Annotated in this window: 28 protein-coding genes; all 28 read right to left on the minus strand. The window is 63.7% G+C overall.

Annotation, left to right across the window (positions count from 1 at the left end; genetic code table 11):
* Nucleotides 1-21: 21 nt before the first annotated feature.
* The 28 genes from galU to atpE all read right to left on the minus strand — a co-directional run bounded on the left by galU (nucleotide 22) and on the right by atpE (nucleotide 22,865).
* Nucleotides 22-942 (minus strand): UTP--glucose-1-phosphate uridylyltransferase GalU, encoded by a 921-nt coding sequence (galU, locus tag C7438_RS07350; protein WP_121444727.1) that lies wholly within the window; start codon nucleotides 940-942, stop codon nucleotides 22-24.
* Nucleotides 939-1,400 carry a 3-hydroxyacyl-ACP dehydratase FabZ gene (gene fabZ / locus C7438_RS07355; RefSeq protein ID WP_211322150.1) on the minus strand — a complete coding sequence of 154 codons (462 nt, stop codon included), beginning with the start codon at nucleotides 1,398-1,400 and terminating at the stop codon, nucleotides 939-941. The genes galU and fabZ overlap by 4 nt, the downstream gene beginning before the upstream one ends.
* A gap of 37 nt (nucleotides 1,401-1,437) precedes the next feature.
* A complete protein-coding gene (locus tag C7438_RS07360; RefSeq protein ID WP_121444729.1) occupies nucleotides 1,438-1,668 on the minus strand; it encodes a DNA-directed RNA polymerase subunit beta in 231 nt (76 codons plus the stop codon).
* 5 nt (nucleotides 1,669-1,673) lie between these two features.
* Nucleotides 1,674-2,435, minus strand: coding sequence for a flagellar hook basal-body protein (locus tag C7438_RS07365; RefSeq protein WP_121444730.1), 762 nt, complete (start codon nucleotides 2,433-2,435; stop codon nucleotides 1,674-1,676).
* A 66-nt stretch (nucleotides 2,436-2,501) separates the two neighbouring features.
* The gene (locus C7438_RS07370) at nucleotides 2,502-3,293 is read right to left on the minus strand and encodes a flagellar hook-basal body protein (protein WP_121444731.1); all 792 of its coding nucleotides are present in this window, start codon (nucleotides 3,291-3,293) and stop codon (nucleotides 2,502-2,504) included.
* 13 nt (nucleotides 3,294-3,306) lie between these two features.
* Nucleotides 3,307-4,308: a rod shape-determining protein gene (locus tag C7438_RS07375; RefSeq protein WP_121444827.1), complete on the minus strand. Its 1,002-nt coding sequence runs from the start codon at nucleotides 4,306-4,308 to the stop codon at nucleotides 3,307-3,309.
* A 105-nt stretch (nucleotides 4,309-4,413) separates the two neighbouring features.
* Entirely contained in the window at nucleotides 4,414-4,707 is a 294-nt protein-coding gene (gene spoIIID, locus C7438_RS07380; RefSeq protein ID WP_121444732.1) for a sporulation transcriptional regulator SpoIIID, read from the minus strand.
* A 96-nt stretch (nucleotides 4,708-4,803) separates the two neighbouring features.
* Complete coding sequence (locus C7438_RS07385) at nucleotides 4,804-5,568, minus strand: M23 family metallopeptidase (protein WP_121444733.1); 765 nt, start codon at nucleotides 5,566-5,568, stop codon at nucleotides 4,804-4,806.
* A 95-nt stretch (nucleotides 5,569-5,663) separates the two neighbouring features.
* Entirely contained in the window at nucleotides 5,664-6,710 is a 1,047-nt protein-coding gene (gene spoIID, locus C7438_RS07390; RefSeq protein WP_121444734.1) for a stage II sporulation protein D, read from the minus strand.
* 172 nt (nucleotides 6,711-6,882) lie between these two features.
* On the minus strand, nucleotides 6,883-8,214 hold the full coding sequence (gene murA / locus C7438_RS07395; protein ID WP_121444735.1) for a UDP-N-acetylglucosamine 1-carboxyvinyltransferase: 1,332 nt from the start codon (nucleotides 8,212-8,214) through the stop codon (nucleotides 6,883-6,885).
* A gap of 85 nt (nucleotides 8,215-8,299) precedes the next feature.
* Complete coding sequence (locus C7438_RS07400; RefSeq protein WP_121444736.1) at nucleotides 8,300-8,542, minus strand: DUF1146 family protein; 243 nt, start codon at nucleotides 8,540-8,542, stop codon at nucleotides 8,300-8,302.
* A gap of 127 nt (nucleotides 8,543-8,669) precedes the next feature.
* Complete coding sequence (locus C7438_RS07405) at nucleotides 8,670-10,163, minus strand: NADH-quinone oxidoreductase subunit N (RefSeq protein ID WP_170143637.1); 1,494 nt, start codon at nucleotides 10,161-10,163, stop codon at nucleotides 8,670-8,672.
* 1 nt (nucleotide 10,164) lies between these two features.
* Complete coding sequence (nuoL, locus tag C7438_RS07410) at nucleotides 10,165-12,024, minus strand: NADH-quinone oxidoreductase subunit L (protein ID WP_121444738.1); 1,860 nt, start codon at nucleotides 12,022-12,024, stop codon at nucleotides 10,165-10,167.
* Nucleotides 12,025-12,054: 30 nt separating this feature from the next.
* Entirely contained in the window at nucleotides 12,055-12,384 is a 330-nt protein-coding gene (gene nuoK / locus C7438_RS07415) for an NADH-quinone oxidoreductase subunit NuoK (protein ID WP_121444739.1), read from the minus strand.
* Nucleotides 12,381-12,872 (minus strand): NADH-quinone oxidoreductase subunit J family protein, encoded by a 492-nt coding sequence (locus C7438_RS07420; protein WP_245956580.1) that lies wholly within the window; start codon nucleotides 12,870-12,872, stop codon nucleotides 12,381-12,383. Before C7438_RS07420 ends, nuoK begins: the two co-directional genes overlap by 4 nt.
* Entirely contained in the window at nucleotides 12,872-13,309 is a 438-nt protein-coding gene (locus C7438_RS07425) for a NuoI/complex I 23 kDa subunit family protein (RefSeq protein ID WP_121444828.1), read from the minus strand. Before C7438_RS07425 ends, C7438_RS07420 begins: the two co-directional genes overlap by 1 nt.
* 75 nt (nucleotides 13,310-13,384) lie before the next feature.
* Complete coding sequence (gene nuoH / locus C7438_RS07430) at nucleotides 13,385-14,398, minus strand: NADH-quinone oxidoreductase subunit NuoH (protein ID WP_121444741.1); 1,014 nt, start codon at nucleotides 14,396-14,398, stop codon at nucleotides 13,385-13,387.
* A complete protein-coding gene (locus tag C7438_RS07435) occupies nucleotides 14,399-15,505 on the minus strand; it encodes an NADH-quinone oxidoreductase subunit D (RefSeq protein ID WP_121444742.1) in 1,107 nt (368 codons plus the stop codon).
* Between the two features lie 3 nt (nucleotides 15,506-15,508).
* Nucleotides 15,509-16,009 (minus strand): NADH-quinone oxidoreductase subunit C, encoded by a 501-nt coding sequence (locus C7438_RS07440; RefSeq protein WP_121444743.1) that lies wholly within the window; start codon nucleotides 16,007-16,009, stop codon nucleotides 15,509-15,511.
* A complete protein-coding gene (locus C7438_RS07445; protein WP_121444744.1) occupies nucleotides 16,002-16,541 on the minus strand; it encodes a NuoB/complex I 20 kDa subunit family protein in 540 nt (179 codons plus the stop codon). The genes C7438_RS07440 and C7438_RS07445 overlap by 8 nt, the downstream gene beginning before the upstream one ends.
* The gene (locus tag C7438_RS07450; RefSeq protein WP_121444745.1) at nucleotides 16,532-16,900 is read right to left on the minus strand and encodes an NADH-quinone oxidoreductase subunit A; all 369 of its coding nucleotides are present in this window, start codon (nucleotides 16,898-16,900) and stop codon (nucleotides 16,532-16,534) included. The genes C7438_RS07445 and C7438_RS07450 overlap by 10 nt, the downstream gene beginning before the upstream one ends.
* 155 nt (nucleotides 16,901-17,055) lie before the next feature.
* Nucleotides 17,056-17,475: an ATP synthase F1 subunit epsilon gene (gene atpC, locus C7438_RS07455; RefSeq protein WP_121444746.1), complete on the minus strand. Its 420-nt coding sequence runs from the start codon at nucleotides 17,473-17,475 to the stop codon at nucleotides 17,056-17,058.
* Between the two features lie 12 nt (nucleotides 17,476-17,487).
* Nucleotides 17,488-18,903, minus strand: coding sequence for a F0F1 ATP synthase subunit beta (gene atpD / locus C7438_RS07460; protein ID WP_121444747.1), 1,416 nt, complete (start codon nucleotides 18,901-18,903; stop codon nucleotides 17,488-17,490).
* A 63-nt stretch (nucleotides 18,904-18,966) separates the two neighbouring features.
* The gene (gene atpG / locus C7438_RS07465; protein WP_121444748.1) at nucleotides 18,967-19,887 is read right to left on the minus strand and encodes an ATP synthase F1 subunit gamma; all 921 of its coding nucleotides are present in this window, start codon (nucleotides 19,885-19,887) and stop codon (nucleotides 18,967-18,969) included.
* Between the two features lie 39 nt (nucleotides 19,888-19,926).
* A complete protein-coding gene (gene atpA / locus C7438_RS07470) occupies nucleotides 19,927-21,450 on the minus strand; it encodes a F0F1 ATP synthase subunit alpha (protein ID WP_121444749.1) in 1,524 nt (507 codons plus the stop codon).
* An 18-nt stretch (nucleotides 21,451-21,468) separates the two neighbouring features.
* The gene (atpH, locus tag C7438_RS07475) at nucleotides 21,469-22,032 is read right to left on the minus strand and encodes an ATP synthase F1 subunit delta (RefSeq protein WP_121444750.1); all 564 of its coding nucleotides are present in this window, start codon (nucleotides 22,030-22,032) and stop codon (nucleotides 21,469-21,471) included.
* On the minus strand, nucleotides 22,032-22,562 hold the full coding sequence (gene atpF / locus C7438_RS07480) for a F0F1 ATP synthase subunit B (RefSeq protein WP_121444751.1): 531 nt from the start codon (nucleotides 22,560-22,562) through the stop codon (nucleotides 22,032-22,034). Before atpF ends, atpH begins: the two co-directional genes overlap by 1 nt.
* 87 nt (nucleotides 22,563-22,649) lie before the next feature.
* Nucleotides 22,650-22,865 carry a F0F1 ATP synthase subunit C gene (gene atpE / locus C7438_RS07485; protein WP_121444752.1) on the minus strand — a complete coding sequence of 72 codons (216 nt, stop codon included), beginning with the start codon at nucleotides 22,863-22,865 and terminating at the stop codon, nucleotides 22,650-22,652.
* Between the last annotated feature and the right edge of the window lie 53 nt (nucleotides 22,866-22,918).

A 22,918-nucleotide genomic window follows, 5' to 3' on the forward strand; every position in this document is an offset into this window, starting at 1 on the left:
GGAACGACTGCGGCCGCGGAGCTACTCCCGCGCCGAACGACCCCGCCCACTTCCCCGCGGAGAAAGCTCCTCCCGCTCGCGGCGAATGCGTTCCTCGAGGAAGCGGAGCAAGGGAGCCCTCAGGTCTTCCCGCCGCAGGGCGAATTCGATGGAAGTGATGAGGTAATCGAGCTTCTCGCCTACGTCGAAGCGCTCGCCTTCGATCACGTACGCGTATACCGCCTCGTGTTCGTTGAGGCGGGCGATGGCGTCCGTGAGCTGGATTTCGCCGCCCCGCCCCGGAGGAAGTTCGTCGAGGATGGCGAAAATACGCGGCGTGAGGACGTATCGGCCTACGATCCCCAAATTCGAAGGGGCTTCTTCCGGGGAGGGTTTCTCCACGAGCCCTTCCACGGCGTAAAGCCCGGGAGCGATTTCCTTCCCGGCAATCACCCCGTAGCGATGGATTTCTTCCGAAGGAACCGGACGCACGGCGAGGATCGAGGCGCGGTACCGCTCGTAAAGGTCGAGGAGTTGGCGGAGACCCGGCTTTTCGGCGACGATGAGGTCGTCGCCGAGAAGCACGGCAAAGGGTTCGTCGCCGACGAATTTCCGCGCCGACCATACGGCATGCCCCAACCCTCGGGGTTCCTTTTGCCGGATGTAGTGGATGTCCGCTAGTTCAGAAGAGCGGAGGACCTCCTTGAGGAGGTCTTCCTTCCCTCGGGCCCGCAAAATCGCCTCGAGTTCCAGGTTGCGGTCGAAGTGGTCCTCGATGGCCCGCTTTCCCTTTCCGGTCACGACGATGATGTCCTCGATGCCCGATGCCGCCGCCTCTTCGACGATGTACTGGATCGTCGGTTTGTCGACGATGGGAAGCATCTCCTTGGGCATGGCCTTCGTCGCGGGAAGAAAGCGCGTCCCCAGGCCAGCCGCAGGAATGATGGCCTTGCGCACCTTCATCGGGCATCCACCCCTTCGGAAGCTCGAGCCTCTCGGGGGACGAGGCCGAAGGAAAGTTCGCCCTCGGCAGCAACTTCCCCCTCTACACTCGCCTTTCCGTATCCCTTTCCGGCCCTACCGCGCTGCCAGAGGAGCTCGACCTCCAGACGTAGGACGTCGCCGGGAACCACGGGGCGGCGGAAACGAAAGCGGTCGATCCCGCCGAACATCGCGAGCAGATTTCGATCCCTTTGGCTTTCGAGGACGAGGAGCGCACCCACCTGCGCAAGAGCTTCGACGACGAGCACACCGGGGTACACGGGGTACCCGGGGAAGTGCCCGGAGAGAACCGGATCGCTCATGGAAACCGCCTTGATCCCCACGGCACGCCGCCCGGGATCCAACTCGAGAATTCGGTCCACGAGGAGAAACGGCGGACGGTGGGGCAAAATCTCCGTGATCCACGAGACATCCCGCACGCGCATCGACTCCCTTCCCGATCCGGATGGAAACCGCTCAAAGCGACGTGAGAAAGCGGAAGAGGTGCCCCCAGGTACTCCCAGAAAAGAATCCGAGGACGGACCCCTTTCCGAAAACGACGTACCCGAGAAACACCCCGCCTACGAAGGCGAGCGTCCAGACGAGGAGGACGGCGAGCGCCGCAACCCTCCCCCAACGAATTTGCCTCCGGGGGGAGCGCCCCTGCGGGGGTGTACGCGACGGAGGACCCGACGTCGCCTGTGGCATCGCATCTACCTCCGAACGAGATCGGCGGCCATCCCCGCAAAGGCGTCCGCAACGCCCAACGTCCGGGCCGCCAGGGAAAGGTAGCGCGCCGCGGGAAGCGTTCGGGCGAGCACTTCCGCGTCGCCGGGAACCCCACGAACTCCTTGGCGAACAGCCACGGGAAGCGAAAACTCGAGAACGCCTGCGCCGGACGCGTAAAGGCCGTCCCCTATCGGGCGCAAGGCGTCGGGATTGGCAAGGCGTCCCACGGCAATGCGCGCGAGGAAGCGTTCGCCCCCTCCCTCCCGTACGAATACCCTTCCTTCTCCGTCCACGCGAAATGCCGCCCCGGGAGGAAGGACGAGCGGCTCGCCACCCTCCGCGAGCAAAACGTACCGCCCTACCGCGAGGCGATCTCCGTCCGCACCGGGAATACGCGTCAGGGAAAGGGTGGGGGCGTACACCACCTCACCCCCGTCCGTCGACCGAAGGGCGAACCACCCCCCGTCTTCGGCAAAGAGGTCGGTTGCACTTCCGGTTTCCACGGGAATTCTCCGATCTTCCCCAAGCGGCGTAGCGGCCAAGCGGATCCCCGCGCCCAGGTACACACCGCGCGGGTCGCTTTCCGGAGGCAAGAGGGTAAACCGAAGTCCGGGGTTTTCTTCGAGAACCGCCTCCCGCGGCAGCGCCCCGGGGGTGTCGAGGTTGGCGATGCGGTGCGCGAGAACGTCGAGCTGGCGATAGCCGGCAACCAATCCCTGAACGGACAGTGCGAAGCTTCGCTCCACGGGTAGAGGCCCCCTTCTCCTCTTCTCTCCCACATCGGGGATTCCTTCTTCGGGCCGAGGATCCGATTACCAGCGTCCGGCGGCGTCGGAAAGCCGTTGCAGGGCTTCGTAGGCAGACGCAAGGCTTCTGCCGCTGAATTCGGCAAACCTCAAGTTCGCCATGAGGGCCGGGAGCTCGCGCCCGAGGTCGACGTTGGAGCCTTCGTACACGCCGTTCCGTACGGTAACCCCCTCAGGAGGAAGCCAAGGCCCTCCGACCGCTACGTCCGTCAGGCGGAACACGCCGCCGCCGACGCGGTCGAGGCTTGCGAGGGGCGCTGGAGCCTCGCCTCCCAAGGATACCACGCCGAGGCGAACGATCCTCCCGGAGACGTCGAGGATGCCACCCGGACCAACGGTGAACGCCGCACCGCCGAGGTAGATCGGATTGCCCGCGTCATCCGCGACGCGCAGTCCGCCTGGGCCGTAGAGGAATCCGTCTTCGCCCGGGACGAAGCGCCCATCTCGCGTGGCGTACAGGTTGCCCTCGGGGTCCACGAGGAGGAAAAAGGGGACCGCACCGGCGGGACGTAGCGCCTCACCTTCAAACGCGAAGTCCAGCGGACGACCCGTCTCCACGAGGGGGCCGGGGGTGAACCGCGACCTTGTACCCGCCACGTACGCCGAAAGCACGCCTTCGCCGAGCGGGCGACGGGTCCGACGGATTTCTTCGAAGAGCACGGCCGCAAAGCCGCGAACGACGGGATCTTCCGTCCGGTAGCCGGGAGTATCGGCGTTTACGAGGTTGTGCGTGAGAATCTCGCCCCTCCGCATCCCGAGGAGAAAGCCCGCCGTTGCGGCGTCTGCACCCCTGAGCACGTCCTTCCCTCCCCTAGCGACCGCCGCGCGGCCGCATGAGCTTGTCCATCTGCTCGAGGAGGACGCCCGTGCCACGGGCGACGGCGGTCATGGGATCGTCGGCGATGAACACAGGAACCTTGAGCTCCTCTGCGAGAAGCCGGTCCATCCCCGCGATCAGGGCTCCTCCCCCGGTGAGCAGAATCCCCCGGTCGATGATGTCCGCGGCGAGCTCCGGCGGCGTCCGCTCGAGGACCGAACGCGCCGTCGCGACGATCTCCTCCGTGGCCTCCCGCAAGGCGGTACGCACTTCCTCGGAAGTGATCATCACCGTCTGCGGCAAACCCGTCACCATGTGCCTTCCGCGCACCTCGAGCGAGGCGTTGCGCACGCCGGGATAGACCTCGCCGATCTCGATCTTGATCGTCTCCGCTGTACGCTCTCCCACGAGCAGGCGATGTTTGTTCCGCAGGTACTGCATGATCGCCGCGTCGAACTTATCCCCCGCGACGTTGATCGACGCCGCGGCGACGATGTCGCCCATGGAAAATACCGCCACGTCCGTGGTACCGCCGCCGATGTCGATCACCATGTTTCCCGAAGGTTGGAAGATGTCCAGCCCGGCGCCGATTGCGGCCACTTTGGGTTCTTGTTCGATCCATACCTCGCGCGCTCCCGTCCGCTCGATCGTCTCGCGAATCGCCTTTTGTTCTACGGGTGTGATGTTTGTCGGCGCGCAGACCAAAACGCGCGGGCGGCGAAAGAACCCGCGCAAACCCACGCGTTCCAAAAACGTAGCCAACATCTTTTCCGTAACCTCGAAGTCGGCGATCACCCCGTCGCGCAACGGGCGCACGGCGACGATGTTCCCCGGGGTTCGCCCGACCATGCGGTAGGCTTCTCTTCCTACGGCCAAAACCTCCCCGCTTTCCGAAAGGGCGACGACCGACGGCTCGTCGAGGACGATCCCTTTCCCGCGCTGGTAGATGAGGACGTTGGCCGTACCCAAATCAATGCCGATGTCCCGCGTGATCACGCGCGGCGGCCTCCCCCATGCGCGCGTTGCGAAGAAGGCGCGCACATCCTCCCCAGTATACGATCAGTATAGCGCAAGAAGAAAAAAAAGAAAAACCGGGGCCGCCTACCGCGAATCCTCCTGGACTTCCCCGTAGGCTTCCCCGAGAACGCGTTCGCGTTTATACTTCCTCCGCGTCGCCTCTCCGCCCCGGAGGTGCCGAATCTGTTTGTGGTACTCGAGAATTTCTCGGACTTCTTTCCACAACTCGGGGTGGATTTCCGGCAGGCGTTCGGTGAGGTCCTTGTGTACGGTACTCTTGGAAATGTCGAAGTCCTTGGCGATCGCCCGCACAGTCTTCCGCGTCTCGATGAGGTGCTGGGCGATCTTCAGCGTGCGTTCTCGGATGTAATCATGCAAACCCCTCGCCTCCCTCGCCCCTCGGACCCCGCGAGTTGCTACAGTATATGGGCCCCGCAAAATGCGTAGACCTCCGTTCTCCGAAGGTACAGAGGGTCACGAGCGGGGGAGCGGAGGGAGGAGGGCCGCAGGATTTTCCGGACGATCGCCCTTCCGTACTTCAAAGTGGAGGTGGACGCCCGCATCCTTGTCGAACGCCGCGGTCCCCGCCGTACCGATCGCCGTGCCGCGTTCTACGGCGTCGCCGACCTTGACCTTGACCTCCGCAAGGCTCTCGTAGACCGTCGTACGTCCGTCTTCGTGGGCGATCCATACGACGTACCCGACGAGCGGGTCGCGTTCGGCGCGGACGACCTTTCCGGGGGCTGCCGCGAGTACGGCAAAGGGCTTCCCGTCCTTGCGCGCCAAATCGATCCCGCGATTCGGATAGTAGCTTCCCGCAAAAGAGACGAGGGCCTTCGCTCGGTCGGCGTCGCTCAGGTGTTCGTCGTCGTAGTAGGGACGGACGACCGCGATCTCCTCTTCGGCGGACACGGGCCAAACGTACGCCCCTGCTTCTTCCGCGGTGGGTACCACATGCGCCTCCTCGGAAGACGGACCTTGCGCCTCCTCAACGGTCCGGGGAGATTCCCCCGTCTGCGGGACGAAGGCCTGCTTCCCCGTCCAGAACACGAGGCTCAAAAGGAGGGCCGCGGCTCCCAGGTACACGGCCGGAAAGAACCACTTCTGTGCGGGCAGGCTGCGGAAGGTTCGCGCAAGGCGCGAAAGCATGCGGTCTTCGCGTCCGTTGCCTCCTGCGGCGTGGGCGGTCGAAGAACTTTGCCCACTTTCTTGCGTCTCGCGTGCGTGTTCCTTGTCCACGGAGCATCACCTCACACCCCATCTTGGACAAGGAACAGAGGGTTTAAACCTCCCCGAACCTTTCCCCGCGCCTGCACCGCACATCTCTTCGGATCTTACGGCGTTCGAGGGGGCTCCCGGGTGGCCACCGCCCCCGCAGAGCCGATGCGGGTGAGCGCCGTACCCGGATAGTAGTACGCGAGAATCGCCTCGTACGTCTTTCCCCCGCGGGCGAGGCGTTCCGCCCCCCACTGGCTCATCCCCACGCCGTGCCCGTGGCCGTACGTATCCACGATTACGGCATCGCCTTCGACGCGCATGCGGAAGGTCGCCGAAGGCAAGCCGAGCCGGCGGCTCACCTCCTTGCCGGCCCATTCGCGGGAACCGATGCGGATGCGCTTCACCTGTTTGCCCGCCGTCTCTTCGACAACCACGACCCGGGCGAGCTCGTCCACGGCAACCTCAAGCTTCTTTGCCACCTCCGCACGGGAAAATCGAAAGACCTTGTGGTATGTCGGCGCCTCTCGATCCCAAGGAGAAGGAACGCTGCGCAGGTAGGGGCGATCGCCGCCGAACACGTCTCGGGCGTCGTCCGTCTGGCCGTTGCTCACGGCAAAGTACAGGGTTTCCGCAGGGGTGCCCTTGTACGTGAGGATCTCCCCTTCCGTGGCGCGCACGGCTGCCCATACCTTTTCGTCGTACGTGGGGTACGCCTCGCCCCACTTTCCCCTGCGGATGGCCTCATCGTGGTAGACTTGGTCCCAGTCGTCGTCGCGCAGGGCAGACTTTGTTGCCGCCGTTCCCGCGAGCCCCAAACGGTACACGGCGTACGTTCGTGCGGCGACCGCCTGTGCCTTGAGCGCTTCGGGCGAGAAACTCGCGGGCATTTCCCCGGCGACTACGCCCGCGACGTACGTTTCCAGGGCCACCTGTTCTACGCGTTTGCTCTGGGTGCGAAAGACGGATACGACAAGATCCGGAGGCGCGTGCTCATCCGATGAGTCCACGGGAGCGAGGTACACCACTGCGCGCCCCTCGCCCGGAGGAAGGGAAAGGCGAAGCACGTGTGCCCCGATTCCGGCTCCTCCCGCGGCAAAGAGCGAAACGGCGCCGATAAAGAGCCACCTCCGAATTCCCGGATCCCGACGTCGAGGGCTTCGCATGCGTCCACCTCCCCGTACCGAACCCCATACCGGGTACCTACGCGGAAATGGGCGTTCTTAGAACAAAAGCCGGCCGGTTCGAAAGTTCGAACCGGCCGGCACGCATGCTTCCTTGGCCTTTTACGGAAAACCAGATCCGTCCGGGGGAACCGAGCAAAAGGCCGGATCGAGGCTACGTCCCCCGGCCTACGGTTTCCCCCGGAGCGAGGAATCGCGGCAAAAAGAGGGGGGGCGGCTCGGGTGTGAGGTCCTCGTCCTCTATGCGCTCGATCTTGGCCCCGATGCCCTTCAGCTTTTCTTCGAGCCGCTCGTACCCCCGTTCGATGTGCACGATCTCCAGAACTTCCGTCGTCCCCCGGGCGGCGAGTCCAGCGAGTACGAGCGCCGCCCCCGCGCGCAGGTCCGTGGCCCGTACGCGGGCTCCGACGAGGGACGTCCCTTCGACTACGGCCGTACGGCCTTCTATACGAATACGTGCGCCCATCTTCGCAAGCTCGGCGGCGTGGAGGAAGCGGTTTTCAAAGACGGTCTCCGTGACGACGCTTGTACCCGGAACGGTAGCGAGCAGGGCGAGGAACTGGGGCTGCATGTCCGTGGGAAATCCGGGGTACGGTTGGGTCTTCACGTCCACCGGTTTGGGATCCCGCGTGGCCACAATGCGGATCCCGTCTTCGTCCTCCTCGAGGTAGTGCCCCATCTCGCGAAGCTTTGCGATCACGGGGACGAGGTGTTCGGCGATCGCCCCCTCCACGTACCCCTCCCCTCCCGTCAGGGCAAAGGCGACGAGGTAGGTCCCCGCTTCGATCCGGTCGGGGATGGGGAGGTACGAAGTCCCGGAAAGACGAGACACACCCTCTACGCGGATCGTCCCCGTCCCGGCTCCGCGAATGCGCGCCCCCATGGCGTTCAAAAAGTTCGCGAGGTCAACGATCTCCGGTTCCTGGGCGGCGTTTTCGATCACCGTCTCTCCGTGGGCAAGCGTCGCCGCCATGAGCACGTTTTCCGTCGCCCCTACGCTCGGGAAGTCGAAGTAGATCGTCGTCCCGAGGAGGCGAGAGGCGCGGGCGGTCACGATCCCCTGCTCCAGCTGAACTTCCGCGCCGAGGGCTTGAAAGCCCTTGAGGTGCTGATCGATAGGGCGGCTTCCGATGTTGCAGCCGCCGGGTAAGGCGATACGTACCTCGCCCATCCGCGCAAGCAGCGGGCCCATGACGAGTACAGAGGCGCGCATGAGCCCGACGAGTTCCGCCGGGGGTTCGGTGGAGTGGATGGCCCGGGCATCGAGGCGATGGGTCGTTCCGCGGCGTTCGATGCGGACGCCGAGGGATTCGAGAACGGCTTCCATCGTCGCCACGTCGCGCAAGTTGGGAATTTCCTCGAGTTCCGTCGTCCCCTCTTCTGCAAGCAGCGCCGCTGCAAGAATGGGGAGAACCGCGTTTTTGGCCGTTCCTACGCGAATTGTTCCCGTGAGCGGAACCCCACCTTCGATGCGGTACAGGGCCAACGTCGTTCCCCTCCTGCCAGATCTCCTGCCGGCCGTGCACGGGCGGCGGCGCCCATCCAAAAGCGTAGGGGGAAACCTCCTCGAATCATCCGCCAAAGAGGTGGCGCAGGTCCCAAGACCAAAGGAGGTACTGCGCAAAAAAACACGACAAAACCGCCGCAAGCGCCAAGGCGAAAAGCGCCCGGAGCGTGCGTGTGCGGCGGGAGTGGGGGTCTTTTACGAAGTTCTCCCAACGGACGGCATCGACCGCCCAGAACGCGGCGACGACGAAGACGAGGGCGGCGAAGATGTTTACGAGGGCAAAAACGCCGAGGATCCGCAGGTCCACGAAAAGCCCTCCCTGGACATATTATACGGTTTCGTACAGCGGGGGGAAACCGCCCTTCCCCCATGCGCGAAAAAAGAGGCGGTGGAAGGGAGGTCCTCCACCGCCTCGAACTACCACGTGACTGCGCCTAAGCACCGAACATCCACGTGAGCGCTTGAAAGAACGACTCCGGCCACACTCCGCCGAGAAGCGTACCGATCGCCGTGAAGACGAGGACGGCGGCCTGTGGCCACGGAAGGGCGACGGGTGCCTCACTTTCTCCTTCGCGCATGAAGATCATACGCAAAATCTGGAAGTAGTACACGTACGCGATGAGGCTCGCCGCCGCCATGGCGATGGCAAGCGCCCGTTGCCCACCCCACATCGCGCCGAGGAAGAGGTAGAGCTTTCCCGTGAAACCCGCAGTCAGGGGAATCCCCGCCAAAGAGAGGACGAAGAGGGTCATAAACGCCGCAAGGAGCGGGCGCCGGCGGTAAAGGCCGCGGAGGGCGTCGAGGCTCTCGTCGCCGCGTTCGCGCGAGACGACATCCGCCACGGCAAAGGCGCCCAAATTCATGAAGAGGTAGGCGAGAAGGTAGAAGAGCATCTGTTCCAGAGCGAGCGGACTGGAGGCAGCGAAGGGGACGAGGATGTACCCGGAGTGGGCGAGGCTCGAGTACGCGAGAAGGCGCTTGAGGTTCGTCTGGCGAAGCGCCACGAGGTTGGCGACGAACATCGTAAGGACGCCAATCCACGCCGCAAGTCCGGCGACGAGCTGGGAGAATCCGCTCCACATTCCGGGGAGACCGATGAAGAGGGGGTAAAACAGGCGGAGGAAAAGGGCAAATCCGGCCGCCTTAGAGACGACGGCGAGAAAGGCGGTCGCCGAAGTTGGCGCTCCCTCGTACACGTCTGGCGCCCAGAGGTAGAGGGGAACGCTGGAAATCTTGAAGGTCAGCCCCGCAAAGACGAGCACGACGCCGAGGACGGCGAGGGGATAGACGTCCCAGGGCATTTCCGCAAAGCTCTGAAACAGGCGCGGCACGTCCGTCTCTCCAGCCACGCCGACGAGGAACGACAGCCCGTAGAGGAAGATGCCGCTCGCGATCCCCGAAAAGACGACGTACTTAAAGGCCGCCTCCTGCGAGGCCGTGCGCCTCCGCCGCAGGGCGACGAGGACGATCGCCGCTACGGTGAGGATCTCCATCCCCACGAAGAGGACGAGCAGGTCGTAGGACGACGCCATGAGCGCCGCGCCGAAGGTCGCCAAAAGGAGGAGGGCCGAGCGTTCTCCTTCGAGCTCGGCGTATTCACCAGTCACCTCCGCCCGACGCCCGGGCGTGAGGAGGAGGGAAAAGAGCGCGCCGAAGAGGAAAATCCCTTGGAAAAACGCGGAAAACCCGTCCAAAAACAGCGCCCGCCGCCCGAAAAGGGCGGTGGAGGGGAGGAGGGGGGTTCCCCCGACGAGAAACCTCTGCACGTCTCCTACGAGAAAGGCGAAGGAGAGGAGGACGAACACCGAGGCCAGATAGGGGAAACCCAGCCGTCGCTCGGGGGGGACGACGAGGAGGAGCAAGAGGAGGAAGATCCCGCCGAAAAGAAGCGTCCCCAGGGGGGCGAGAAGCAGGAATAGGTCGCTCACCTCACCAGAGCCCTCCTTTCCACAGCGCCAAGAAGAGGAGAAGGGCGATGCCCAGGGTGGCCACGGCGCCGTACGTCTGCACGCGTCCGTTCTGCACGGCGCTCCCGAGGCGCGCAAGGGCCTCCGTTCCGAGGACCACGAGGGCGACGGTCCCTTCTACGACGAAGGTTTGGATCGCCTGCGCGGCGCGACCGAGGGCGACCGCCCCCTGGACGAAGACGATGTGGTAGAAATCGTCGATGTAGTACCGGCGGGCGAGCACTTGGAATACGGGGCGGGTGAACCGGCCCCACGGGGCAAGGCGCGTCCCCTGAAGGACGGCGTAGCCGCCCACGAGGAGCCCGAGAAGTCCGACGCTCACCCCCAAGAGGACGTCCAGACCAAAGACGGGAGGGTGGATTTCGGAAACTGTCCCGTCTGACGCAAAGAAACGGCTGAGAAGCGGTGCCCAGGGAGTTTCCAAAAACCCATACCCGAGGGCGAAGGCGGTGAGGACGTACAGGGGGACGAGCATGACGGGCGGGCTTTCGTGCACCCCATGGGGGGTGCGGTTCTCGCCGAAAAACACGTAGCCGACAAGCCTCCCGACGTAGAGGGCGGTGACGAACGCGGCAGCCAGCCCCATGCCGTACAGGGCGGGGTTGGCCTCCAACGTACGCTCGAGGATGAACTCCTTGGAGAAGAACCCGGCAAACGGAGGAATGCCCACGAGGGCAAGCGCGCCGGCCAAAAAGGCGATACTCGTTCGCGGCAGGCGACGAAGGAGGCCGCCCATCTCGCGAATGTCCTGCGTCCCCGTGGCGTGGATGATGCTCCCGGCGGCGAGGAAGAGGAGCGCCTTAAAGTACGCGTGGGCCGTGAGGTGGAAGAGCCCCGCGACGTACGCCCCGACGCCCAGGGCGAGCGTCATGTGTCCAAGTTGGCTGATCGTCGAATAGGCCAAGACTCGCTTGATGTCGTACTCCGCCAAACCCATCGTCCCGGCAAACAGGGCGGTAAAGGCCCCAACCCAGGCGACGACATCGAGGGCGTAGGGGGCCGCGAGGAATACGGGGTAGGCGGCGGCGACGAGGTACACCCCGGCGGCGACCATCGTGGCCGCGTGAATGAGTGCGGAAACCGGCGTCGGACCCTCCATGGCATCCGGCAGCCACACGTGAAGGGGGAACTGCCCGGACTTCCCTACCGCCCCGAGGAAGAGAAGGAGGGCGATGGCCGTAAGGGCCCAATCGGGAATCACCCCTCCCGATACGGCGGCAAAGAGGTCGGCGTCGTCGAAGCTCTTCACGTAGGCAAAGATGAAGAGCAACGCGGCAAAAAAGCCGACGTCGCCTACGCGCGTGACGAGGAAGGCCTTTTTCGCGGCCTCCCGCGCAGCAGGCTTTTCAAACCAAAACCCGATGAGCAGGAAAGAGGCGAGACCCACGATTTCCCAAAAGAGGTAACGGGCGAGCATGTTGGCAGAAAACACAAGGGCGAGCATCCCAAAGGTGAAGAGGCTCAAGTGCGTGTAAAAGACGGGATACCGAGGATCGCCCTCCATGTACCCAACCGAATACACGTGTACGAGGAAGCTCACGAGAGAAACGGTGAGGAGCATGATCGCGCTCAGGGCGCTCACTTCGAAGCGCACGTCGACGACGAGATCGCCCAAGGTGAGCCACGTAAGCCGCGGCCCGACCACCGGCCCCTCTTGCAAGAAGCGAACGAGGAGGAGCGTGGCGGCCCCGGCGGAGAAAAGGGTGGCCGCGATCCCCACGAAATGGGCGCGACGGCCGAGCGAGGGGCCGAAGGCGAGGAGAAGGGCGAACGACGCGAGCGGTGCGAGGACGACCAGATACCCTAAGCCGAGGAGGTCCACCGCCGAGCACACCTCCGTTTCTGCGGTAGGTCAGTGTTTGAGGGAATCGTACTCGTCGGCCCAAGAGGTTCCCGTAAGGCGTGCGAGGGAAATCGTCACCGCAAGCCCTAAGGCGAGCTCCGCCGCCGCAATTACGATCGTAAACAGGGCCAGAAGTTGAAGGACGCCGGGATTCGCCATCGCCCCCGGGGAAACGAGGGGGTAGTGGGAAAAGGCGAGAAAGTTGAGGACGACGCCGCCGAGCATCACCTCTAAGGACAAAAGCACAAGCACCGCATGGCGCCGCGTAAACGCGCCGTAAAGCCCCAAGGCGACGAGCATCGCCCCGAGGAGGAGGTATTGGAGAAGCGACGCGCTCATGGTTCATCCTCCCTTGCGACGAGGACGGCCCCTATGAGGGCGAGAGCGAGAAGGAGCCCCCCGAGGACAACGGCGAGGCCGTAGGCGGGATCAAAGGCGAGTTCTCCGATGTCGTGCAGGCGGACAAACCCCTCTCCGGGCGCACCAAGGAGGGGGAAACGCGCCTTCCAGAGAAACGCCGCCACGAGGAGGAAAAAGCTCAGGGCGGAGACGAGCCCGAGGATCTCCCCCGTGGTGGTCCTCCCTTCCTCCCGATGGCGGGAGAGCATCACGCCAAATGCGGCGAGGATCGTTACGGCACCCGCGTACACGAGGATTTGAACCGCGGCGACGAACTCCGCCCCAAGAAGGAAGTAGAGGGCGGCCAATCCGAGGAAGGCCCCCATGGCGGCAAACACCGCGTGAAGGGTCTTCCGCAGGGAGAGGAGCAGAAACGCGCTGCCTAAGGTGAGTAACGCGAAGAGGAGGAAAAACGCATAGCTCCACATCACCGGCGGCTCGTCTCCTTCCGCACGTGGGCGAGGTTATGCGGATTTTCCGCGAGCCAGACGATGTCCTTGTGCAGGTCGTCCCGTCGGTACGCCGCATGCTCGACGGTAGCGGCCATCGTGATCGCGTCCGTCGGACAAACTTCCGTACACAGATCGCAGAAGATGCAGATCTCGTAGTTGATCTCGTAGAAATCCAAAACCTTGCCCTTCTTCGTCGGGTCGGGGTTGGGCTTTCCCCCCAAGGTAATCGCACCCGTAGGGCAGACGTTGGCGCACTGGTTGCAGACGATGCACTTGTCCACGTAGAGGACGTGGCTTCCGCGTAGGCGGTTGGGAAACTCGTACGGTTCGTCGGGGTAGAGGTGGGTTACCTTGGGTTCGAAAAGCTCCCGCAGAGTGACCCCGAGCCCCTTGAGAACGCCGGGGACCTTCACGTGCGCCACCTCCCGAATTTCGGTTTCGCGGAACTCCGACCTCACCCCACAGGCGCTTTTCGGGGGCTTCGAACCTCATGCTGCGAAAGCTCGGTATACGATCGTCGCGAAGAGGTTGAGGAGGGAAACGGGGAGGAGAACCTTCCAAGAAAAGACCATGAGCTGGTCGATGCGCATGCGGGGAAACGTCGCGTGAAACCAAAAGGGCACGAAGGAAAGGAGGAGCGCCTTGAGGAGGAACCAGATCCACCCAGGCACCGCGTCTAGCCCCGGAAGCGTGCCCCCGATGGGAAGCGGATACCAACCACCGAAGTACAGGGCCGTTGCGAGCGCTCCCATGGCCAAGAGGTATACGTATTCTCCGAGCATGAAGAGGGCGAAACGCATGCCGCCGTACTCCGTGAGGTATCCGCCGATGAGCTCGGACTCCGCTTCAGAAAGGTCGAAGGGCGATCGGTTGAGCTCGGCCACCGCGGCGACGGCAAACACGAGAAATCCGACGATTTGGGGAAACACAAACCAGACCTTCCGCTGGGCCTCTACGATGTCCGTGAGGTTGAGGCTCCCCGCGAGCACGACGACGCCTAAGGCGGAAACGATGAGGGGGATCTCGTAGGCGAGCATTTGGGCAACCGAGCGCATGGCCCCGATGAGCGACCACTTGTTGTTCGAAGACCAGCCGCCCATGAGCACGCCCACCGTAGTGAGGGACGATACGGCGATGTACAAGAGGAGCCCCACAGCAAAGTCGGAAAAGCGGAGCGTGGAAGACCAAGGCAACACGAGGAAGACGAGAAACGCCGGTGCAAAGGCGATCACGGGGGCGAGGTGGTACAGGGGGCGGTCCACCTGCGCGGGGATGATGCTCTCTTTCGCGAGGAGCTTTACGGCGTCGGCAATCGTCTGGAGAAGGCCGTACGGCCCCACGCGGTTCGGACCCAAGCGGCTCTGCATGAACCCGAGGAGCTTACGGTGCACGTAGATCGCGTACGTAGCGTACAGGAGGATGAGCGAGAGGAGGACAAGGGCGGCGACGGTGAGCCAGAGAAAGGTCGTAACGTTCGGGGGCCCCGCGAGCACTCCCGGCATTCAGGCATCCACCTCCCCGAGGACGATGTCGATGCCGCCAAGGATGGCGATCATGTTCGCGACGTTTTCGCCAATGAGAAGTTCGCGCAGGATCTGGAGGTTGTGGAACGAGGGACGACGGAAATGAATGCGGTAAGGATGGGGGGACTTTCCGTCGCTGAGGATGTACACCCCCTGCTCGCCGCGGGGCATTTCTACAGAAACGTACACCTCACCGGCGGGGGGACGGATGAGCTTGGGAACCTTGCCCATGACCGGCCCCTCGGGAAGTCCTTCGAGGGCCTGGAGGACGATGCGCTTCGACTCCACGATCTCCTCGAGGCGGAGGTTCATGCGCGCCCAAAGGTCCCCCTCGCTCCGCACGGGAATGCGGAAGTCGAAGCGGTCGTAGATCGAATAGGGCTTCGCACGACGCACGTCGTACGGCACGCCCGTGCACCGCAGGTTTACGCCCGTAAGGCCGTAGCGAATGGCCGTTTCCCGGTCGTAGCGGCCCACCCCTTTGAGTCGTGCCTGGACGATTTCGTTGCCGACAACGAGGTCGTAAAATTCCTGCATCGTGCGTTCCAAATCGTTTTCGAGGAAGGACTTTACGCGCGCGGGCCATGTCTCGTCGGGGATATCCCACTTTACTCCGCCGATGCGCATGTAGCTGTACGTAAGGCGGGCACCGGACAACTCGGCAAGGAAGTTCACGATCTTCTCTCGCTCGCGGAAGGCGTAGAGGAACGGCGTGATCGCCCCGAGGTCGAGGAGAAAGGTGCCGAACCAGACGAGGTGGCTCGCGATGCGGTTGAGCTCCATTGCGATGACGCGGAGGTACTCCGCCCGTTCGGGAACCTCGATCCCCATGAGCGTCTCGACGGCGTAGACGAGGGAGTAGTTCCCGATCATCGCCGAGAGGTAGTCCATACGGTCGGTGTAGGGGATGATCTGCGTGTACGTGAGGTTTTCCGCGAGCTTCTCCGTTCCCCGGTGCAGGTAGCCGATCACCGGTTCGGCGTCCACAACGGTTTCCCCGTCGAGCTTCACGATGATGCGAAAGACGCCGTGCGTACTCGGATGCTGCGGCCCCACGTTGAGCACGTATTCTTCTGTTCGGAGCACCGCCTACACCCCCTCGTCGTACGGCACGTAATCCTTGCGCAACGGATGCCCCACCCAATCCTCGGGGAGGAGGATCCGCCGAAGATCCGGATGGCCTTCGAAGACGATCCCCAAGAGGTCGTACGTCTCCCGTTCCGCCCAATCCGCCGCCGGCCAAACGTCCACCACAGAAGGCACGCGCGGGTTGTCGCGCTCCGCGCGAACGTGAACGGCGAGGAGGTGCGGATGGCGAAAAGACTGCAAGACGTAGAAGACGTCAAAATAGCTCCCCATGTCCGTTCCGTGGAGGTTGTTCAAAAACGAAAAGTCCGTTTCCGGGTGGTCGCGGAGGAGGAGGGCCGCATCGTGCCACACCTCCCGCGCGACGGTCAGCGTCGGGAGGTTGCGGCTCTTCTCATTTACGTGCGGTTCCGAAACGGCCGACTCGCCGAAGCGCTCGCGCAGGAGGGCCACCACTCGGTCGAGGAAGGATTGGGCATCGGGCAAAGCGGTGTGCTCAGCCACGGAGCATCTCCGCCCCCTTTCGCCGTGCCTCGTAGCGGATTTTGTCCTGAAGCCGGTTAATTCCGTAAATGAGGGCTACAGGGCTGGGCGGGCAGCCGGGAATGTACACGTCTACGGGAACGATTTGGTCGACGCCTTTGACTACCACGTAAGAGTTGATGTACGGCCCTCCCGCCGTCGCACAGCTCCCCATGGCGATCACCCATCTCGGCTCGGCCATCTGGTCGTAGAGGCGGCGGAGGAGCGGGGCCATCTTCTTCGTCACGGTCCCTGCGACGATCATCACATCTGCCTGCCGGGGGGAGTTGCGGAAGAAGACGCCAAAGCGGTCGGCGTCGTAGTGGGCGGCACTGGTTCCCATCATCTCGATCGCGCAGCAGGCGAGTCCGAACGTGAGGGGCCAGAGCGAATTCGAGCGCGCCCAACTGAAGAGGCGATCGAGGGAGGTGAAGAGGACGTTGCGCTTCACTTCCTCTACGTCCGCTTCCGGCAGCCCTTCGAGTCCGAGGTCGAAGTCGCGCCCTACTTCCATTCCAAGGCCCCCTTTCGCCATGCGTAGGCGTACCCGAGGACGAGGAAGAAGAAAAAGCCCAGGACGATTCCCGCGGCCGTCCACCCGCGTCCGGAAAGAACGAGGAGGGCGGGGGTAACGAGCAAGACGGCGATGTCGAAGGTGACGAAGAGAAGCCCGTAGAGGTAGTACTTTACGCGGAACGCGACGCGGGCGTCCCCTTGCGCCACGTTACCGCTTTCATAAATGGCAAGCTTTTCTTCGTACACACGCCTCGGCGCGAGGAGGTCGTTGAGGAGGATGACGACCACCGGAACGCCAAAGGCCAACACGGTGAAGATGAGGAGCGCGAGGAGCGATGTGAGGTAGTTCGCCGGCACGTAAACCCCCCTCCCTCGTTTTCTCTATGTCGGTAGAGTTAACCCGCGCGTTTACTTTGGGATTATACCAGGTTCCCCTCCTGTTGTCTAACAGAAAGGCCGCACAAAGAAAAAACCGAGGCTGTACCAAGAAAGCCCCGGCCATCCGGAAAAGGTCAGTCGCCCTCTGCACTCGATCCGACCTGCAGCCGTACGAGCGCCCTCCGAAGGGCGAGCTCAGCGCGCGTGTATTCCACATCCCGCGCCTTCTGGAGCGCCTTTTCCGCCTCGAGCTTGGCGCGCAGCGCACGGTCGAGATCGATCTCCTCCGGAAGTTCTGCCGCCTCGGCGAGAATCGTCACGCGGTCCCTCCGCACCTCGAGGATGCCGCCACAGACCGAGACGAGTTTCCGCGATCCGTCCGGAAAATGCAAGGCGGCCGCGTGGATGTCGAGCGTGGCGACGAGGGGAAGGTGGTTTGCCGCAATTCCGAGACCACCCTCGACCGTACGCGTGGAGAGGAAGACGACCTCCCCCGAAAAAACCTTGCGGTCGGGGGTAACGATGTCCAGGTGAAACGTGCGCGTCGGATACACCGGCGCACCCCCTTATACGAGGGCCTTGGCCTTCTCCACGGCCTCGTCGATCGTACCCACCATGTAGAAGGCCTGCTCCGGAAGGTCGTCGTGCTTCCCCTCGAGGATTTCGCGGAAACCGCGGATCGTCTCCTCCAGGGGCACGAACTTTCCGGGCGTGCCCGTAAACTGCTCGGCCACGTGGAACGGTTGGGAAAGGAAACGCTCGATGCGCCGCGCCCGGTGGACGACGATCTTGTCCTCCTCCGAAAGCTCCTCCATCCCCAGGATGGCGATGATGTCTTGGAGTTCGCGGTAGCGCTGGAGGATCTGCTGTACGCCCCGGGCTACTTGGTAGTGCTCCTTGCCGACGATGCTCGGATCGAGGAGGCGCGAGGTAGAGGCAAGCGGATCCACGGCCGGATAGATCCCCATCTCCGCAATGCGCCGTTCGAGATTCGTCGTGGCGTCGAGGTGGGCGAAGGTCGTCGCCGGAGCGGGGTCCGTGTAGTCGTCGGCCGGGACGTAAATCGCCTGGATCGACGTGATGGACCCGCGAACCGTGGATACGATGCGTTCTTGAAGTTGGCCCATTTCCGTCGCGAGCGTCGGCTGGTACCCTACGGCCGACGGCATGCGGCCCAGAAGGGCGGATACCTCGGCCCCGGCCTGCACGAAACGGAAGATGTTGTCGATGAAGAGAAGGACGTCACGGCCTTCGACGTCACGGAAGTACTCGGCCATCGTGAGGGCAGTGAGGGCCACGCGGAACCGCGCTCCCGGAGGTTCGTTCATCTGTCCGAATACCATTGCCGTCTTGTCGATGACGCCCGCTTCGATCATCTCGTGGTAGAGGTCGTTTCCCTCACGCGTCCGCTCGCCTACGCCCGCGAACATGGACAACCCGCCGTGCTTCATCGCGATGTTGTTGATGAGCTCTTGGATGAGCACGGTCTTGCCCACGCCCGCACCGCCGAAGAGGCCGATCTTCCCGCCCTTGGGGTAGGGCGTAAGGAGGTCGATCACCTTGATCCCCGTCACGAGGATCTCGTCTTTCGTGGAGAGCTCCTCAAAGGGGGGCGGGGGTTGGTGGATAGGCCGCCGCTCGCGCGCCTCCACGGGACCCTTGTGGTCGATCGTCTCCCCCAGCACGTTGAAGAGGCGGCCGAGAACCTCCGGACCTACGGGGACGGTAATCGGCCCGCCCGTGTCTACGACTTCCATTCCCCGAAAGACGCCGTCCGTGGAGGACATGGCGATCGTACGCACGACGTTGTCCCCGAGGTGCTGTGCGACTTCCAACGTGAGGTGCACGGGAATGCGCCCTTCGCGGTCGGGCTCGTAGTCGATGCGCAGGGCGTTGTAGATCGCCGGCAGGTGGCCGTCGTCAAAGACGACGTCGACAACCGGGCCCATGACCTGAAGCACCTTGCCCTTTTTCGTCTCCATGGACACCTCTCCTACGCTCGAGGATGACTCGGGAGGCCGCTCGCCGGGAAAGCGGACGCCGCTTTACCCCTTGAGCGCCTCCGCTCCGGCCATGACCTCGGAAATTTCCTGGGTAATCGCCGCCTGACGGGCGCGGTTCATGCGAATCGTCGTCGTGCGGATGATCTCCTTCGCGTTGTCCGTAGCGCTGCGCATCGCCGCCATGCGGCTCGCGTGCTCGCCCGCCTTCGCTTCGAGTACGGCGGAAAAGATGAGCGCTTCCGCGTAGCGAGGCAGGAGTACCTGAAGAACGGCATCCGGCGAGGGTTCAAACTCGTATTCCGCTTCCCCCTCCGAAACCGCCTCGGAAGCGTCTTCTTGGGATTGAAAGAGCCCTTTGCCCAAGGGGAGAAGCGTCACCGCCGTGGGGCGCTGTACAAGCGCGCTGTGAAAGGCGTTGTACACGAGAACGAGCTCGTCGTATACGCCCTCGGCGAAGGCCTGCACCGCCCCTTTGGCGATCTCCTGCACGTCTTCGTAGCGCGGAAAATCGCTCAGGCCGGTAACCTCTTTTACCACGGGAAATCCGCGGCGGCGGAAGAAGTCCCGCCCTTTCCGACCTACGGCGATGAGGACGAAGCGCGACCGATCTCCGCCGTGCCGCTCTTCGAGGGTGCGCAAGAGGAAGCGGAACAGGTTGGCGTTGTACGCCCCCGCAAGTCCCCGATCCGAGGTGATGAGGAGATACGCCGTGCGCTCCACGGGGCGCTGCACGAGAAGCGGCTGGCGGGAGACGAGTTCTTGGTAATCCGGCCGCGTCTCCAACCCGCGCATTATGCCGGCGATCGTGCGCCGCAACTCTTGTGCGTACGGCTTGGCGAGGAGGGCTCGCTCCTGCGCGTGGCGCAAGCGCGAGGCGGAGATGAGCTCCATCGTGTGCGTGATTTGCTGGGTCTTTTTGAGGCTGCGAATGCGCGATCGAAGCTCCCGCAACCCTTTGGCCATCGCGACTTCTCACCTCCTACCGCCACGTTCGGCGCAGATCTAGGCCCCCGTCGCCTCCGACGTGCGGAACATCCCCTTGAAGGTTTCGATCGCCTTCTTCAGGTCTTCCTCCGGCGGGAGGTCTTTGGTCGTACGAATGTGTTCGAGGAGCTCGGGGTGTTCGGTCTCGATGTAGGCGAGGAGCTCACGCTCGAAGCGGCGCACGTCCGCCACGGGGATGTCGTCGAGGTAGCCGCGCGTCCCCGCGTAGAGGGAGATCACCTGCTTCTCTACGGGCATGGGCTCGAAGCGGTCCTGCTTGAGGAGCTCCGTGAGGCGTTCGCCGCGGCGCAGGCGTGCCAAAGTCGCCTTGTCCAAATCAGAACCGAACTGGGCAAAGGCCGCAAGCTCGCGGTACTGGGCGAGGTCGAGGCGCAGGCTTCCCGCCACGCGCTTCATCGCGCGGATTTGCGCCGCACCGCCGACACGGGAAACGGATAGCCCGACGTTGATCGCCGGACGGATCCCGGAGTAAAAGAGGTCCGGCTCCAGGTAAATCTGCCCGTCCGTAATGGAGATCACGTTCGTCGGAATGTACGCGGATACGTCGCCCGCCTGCGTTTCGATGAAGGGTAGGGCGGTGAGGCTTCCGCCTCCCAGCTCGTCGCTCAGCTTCGCCGCGCGCTCCAGAAGGCGGGAGTGGAGGTAGAAGACGTCACCCGGGTAGGCCTCGCGCCCGGGCGGGCGGCGCAAGAGCAGGGAGAGTTCGCGGTAGGCGGCTGCGTGCTTGGACAGGTCGTCGTAGATGACGAGGGCGTGCATCCCCTTGTACATGAAGTACTCGCCCATGGACACGCCAGCATACGGGGCGAGGTAGAGAAGCGGCGCGGGGTCGGAAGCGCCCGCAGATACGACGATCGTGTAGTCCATCGCGCCGTATTGCCGCAAGGTCTCCACGACCTTGGCCACGGACGACTCCTTTTGCCCGATGGCCACGTAGATGCAGATCATGTTTTGCCCTTTTTGGTTGATAATCGTATCCACGGCAATGGAGGTTTTACCCGTCTTCCGGTCCCCGATGATGAGCTCGCGCTGCCCGCGCCCGATGGGGATCATGGCGTCAATGGCCTTGATCCCCGTAAGCATCGGCTCGTGTACGCTCTTCCGGTCGACGACGCTTGGCGCCGGCGATTCGACGCGGCGGTATTCCTTTGTCTCTATGGGGCCGCGCCCGTCGAGGGGCTGCCCGAGGGGGTTCACCACGCGTCCGATGAGCGCCTCGCCGACGGGGACCTCCATGATGCGGCCCGTACGGCGGACGATGTCTCCCTCGCGAATGTGGCGGTACGGACCGAGGATGACGGACCCCACGGAATCCTCGTTCAGGTTGAGGACCATCCCCATGGTCCCACCCGGAAACTCGAGGAGCTCGCTCGCCATCGCCCCTTCAAGACCCTCGAGGATCGCGATGCCGTCGCCCACCTGAATGACCGTACCGACCTCTTCCGTTTCGACCTCTACGGTAAACTCCTCCAAGCGTTTCCGCAGGACGGCGCTGATTTCTTCCGGCTTGATCGCACACATCGCCCGTCGGTCACTCCTTCACGAATTGACGGTTTGCTCGCCAAACACGAGGTGTCTACGGACGCGTTCGAGCTGTCCGGCGGCGCTCCCGTCGAAGAGAACTCCTCCCGCGCGCAGGCGAAAACCCGCGATGAGTTCGGGTACGTGGCGTACCTCAAGGCGTAGATCGTTTCCCAACCGGGCGGCAAACTGCGCCTGCAGTTGGGGAACGTACTCCTCGTCTTCCGGACGCGCAAGCTCGAGCACGCCGCGAACCACGCCTTCCCGGCGGTCGCGCTCCGCCCGAACGGCGTCGAGAACTTCCGGCAGCAATTCGATACGCCCCTCTCGAACGAGGAGGCGGATGAATCTCTGGAGTACCTCCGGCGCACCGGATAGGGCTTCCGCGAGCGCGGCTTCTTTTGCGGACGGAGGAAGGGAACGCGCCGCGAGGACCCGGCGCAGGTGCGGATCGAGGCGGACGGCCTCCACAAGCGCCTCGAGCACAGGGAGCACTTCGGAAAAGACACCCGCCGCAACCGCCGCATCGACGAGGGCACGGGCGTAGCGGCGGGCAATGCGCCGTCGTTCTAGGCTTCGCATCAGCGGCTCACTTCCTCGAGGAGCTTTTCGAGGTAGGTCCTGTCGCCCTTCGCCTCTACCTCGCGGGCGAGGATCTTTTCCGCCATGGCGATCGAGAGCTCCACGGCCTCACGCCGCAGCGCGAGGATCGCCTCTTCCTTGGCGCGGGCGATGTCCGCCTGGGCATCCGCCCGGATCTTCTCTACCGCCTGCCGCGCCTCTTCGAGCATGCGCTCGCGCTCTTCTTCGGCAATCCGCTCGCTTCGACGGAGGATCTCCTCCGCCTTGGCCCGAGCTTCGTCGAGAAGCCGTCGCTGCTCCTCGATGAGCGCCTGAGCTTCCGCGCGTTGGCGGGCAGCTTCTTCTAGGTCCGCGCGAATGCGCTCGCGCCTTTCTTCGAGCGCCCGCGCTACGTAAGGCCACGCATAGCGTTGGAGCAAATACACGAGAAGGAGAAATACGACGAGCTGAAAAAGCATCGTCCCGATCTGCACGGGAAGGCCGAGGAGCGTGAGGTCACCCCCGGCCGCTTGGGCTGAAGTCTCAGGCACGCGTCTCACCCTTTCGCGCGCGACTTGCGGCGGAGAAAGGCTGAGGTGGCCGGCGGCCACCTCAGCTCGATATCGTCCAACCGCATCTCATCGACCCAGGAGGATGAAGGCGATCACGATGGCGATGATGGGGAGTGCCTCGATGAGGGCGATCCCGATGAACATCGTCGTGCGGAACTGACCGCCGTATTCCGGCTGGCGCGCCGTGCTGGCGATCGTCTCCTTGACCACGATGGCGTCTCCGATGGCCGCCGCGAGAGCTGCTGCAGCTGCGATAATCGCTACCGCCAAGAGGCTCGTCATGTCTTCTTTTCCACCCCTTCTGTGGATTTGGTGCGATCTCCGGGATTTCCCGG

The organism is Brockia lithotrophica (genome assembly GCF_003633725.1).
Taxonomy (GTDB): domain Bacteria; phylum Bacillota; class Bacilli; order Thermicanales; family DSM-22653; genus Brockia; species Brockia lithotrophica.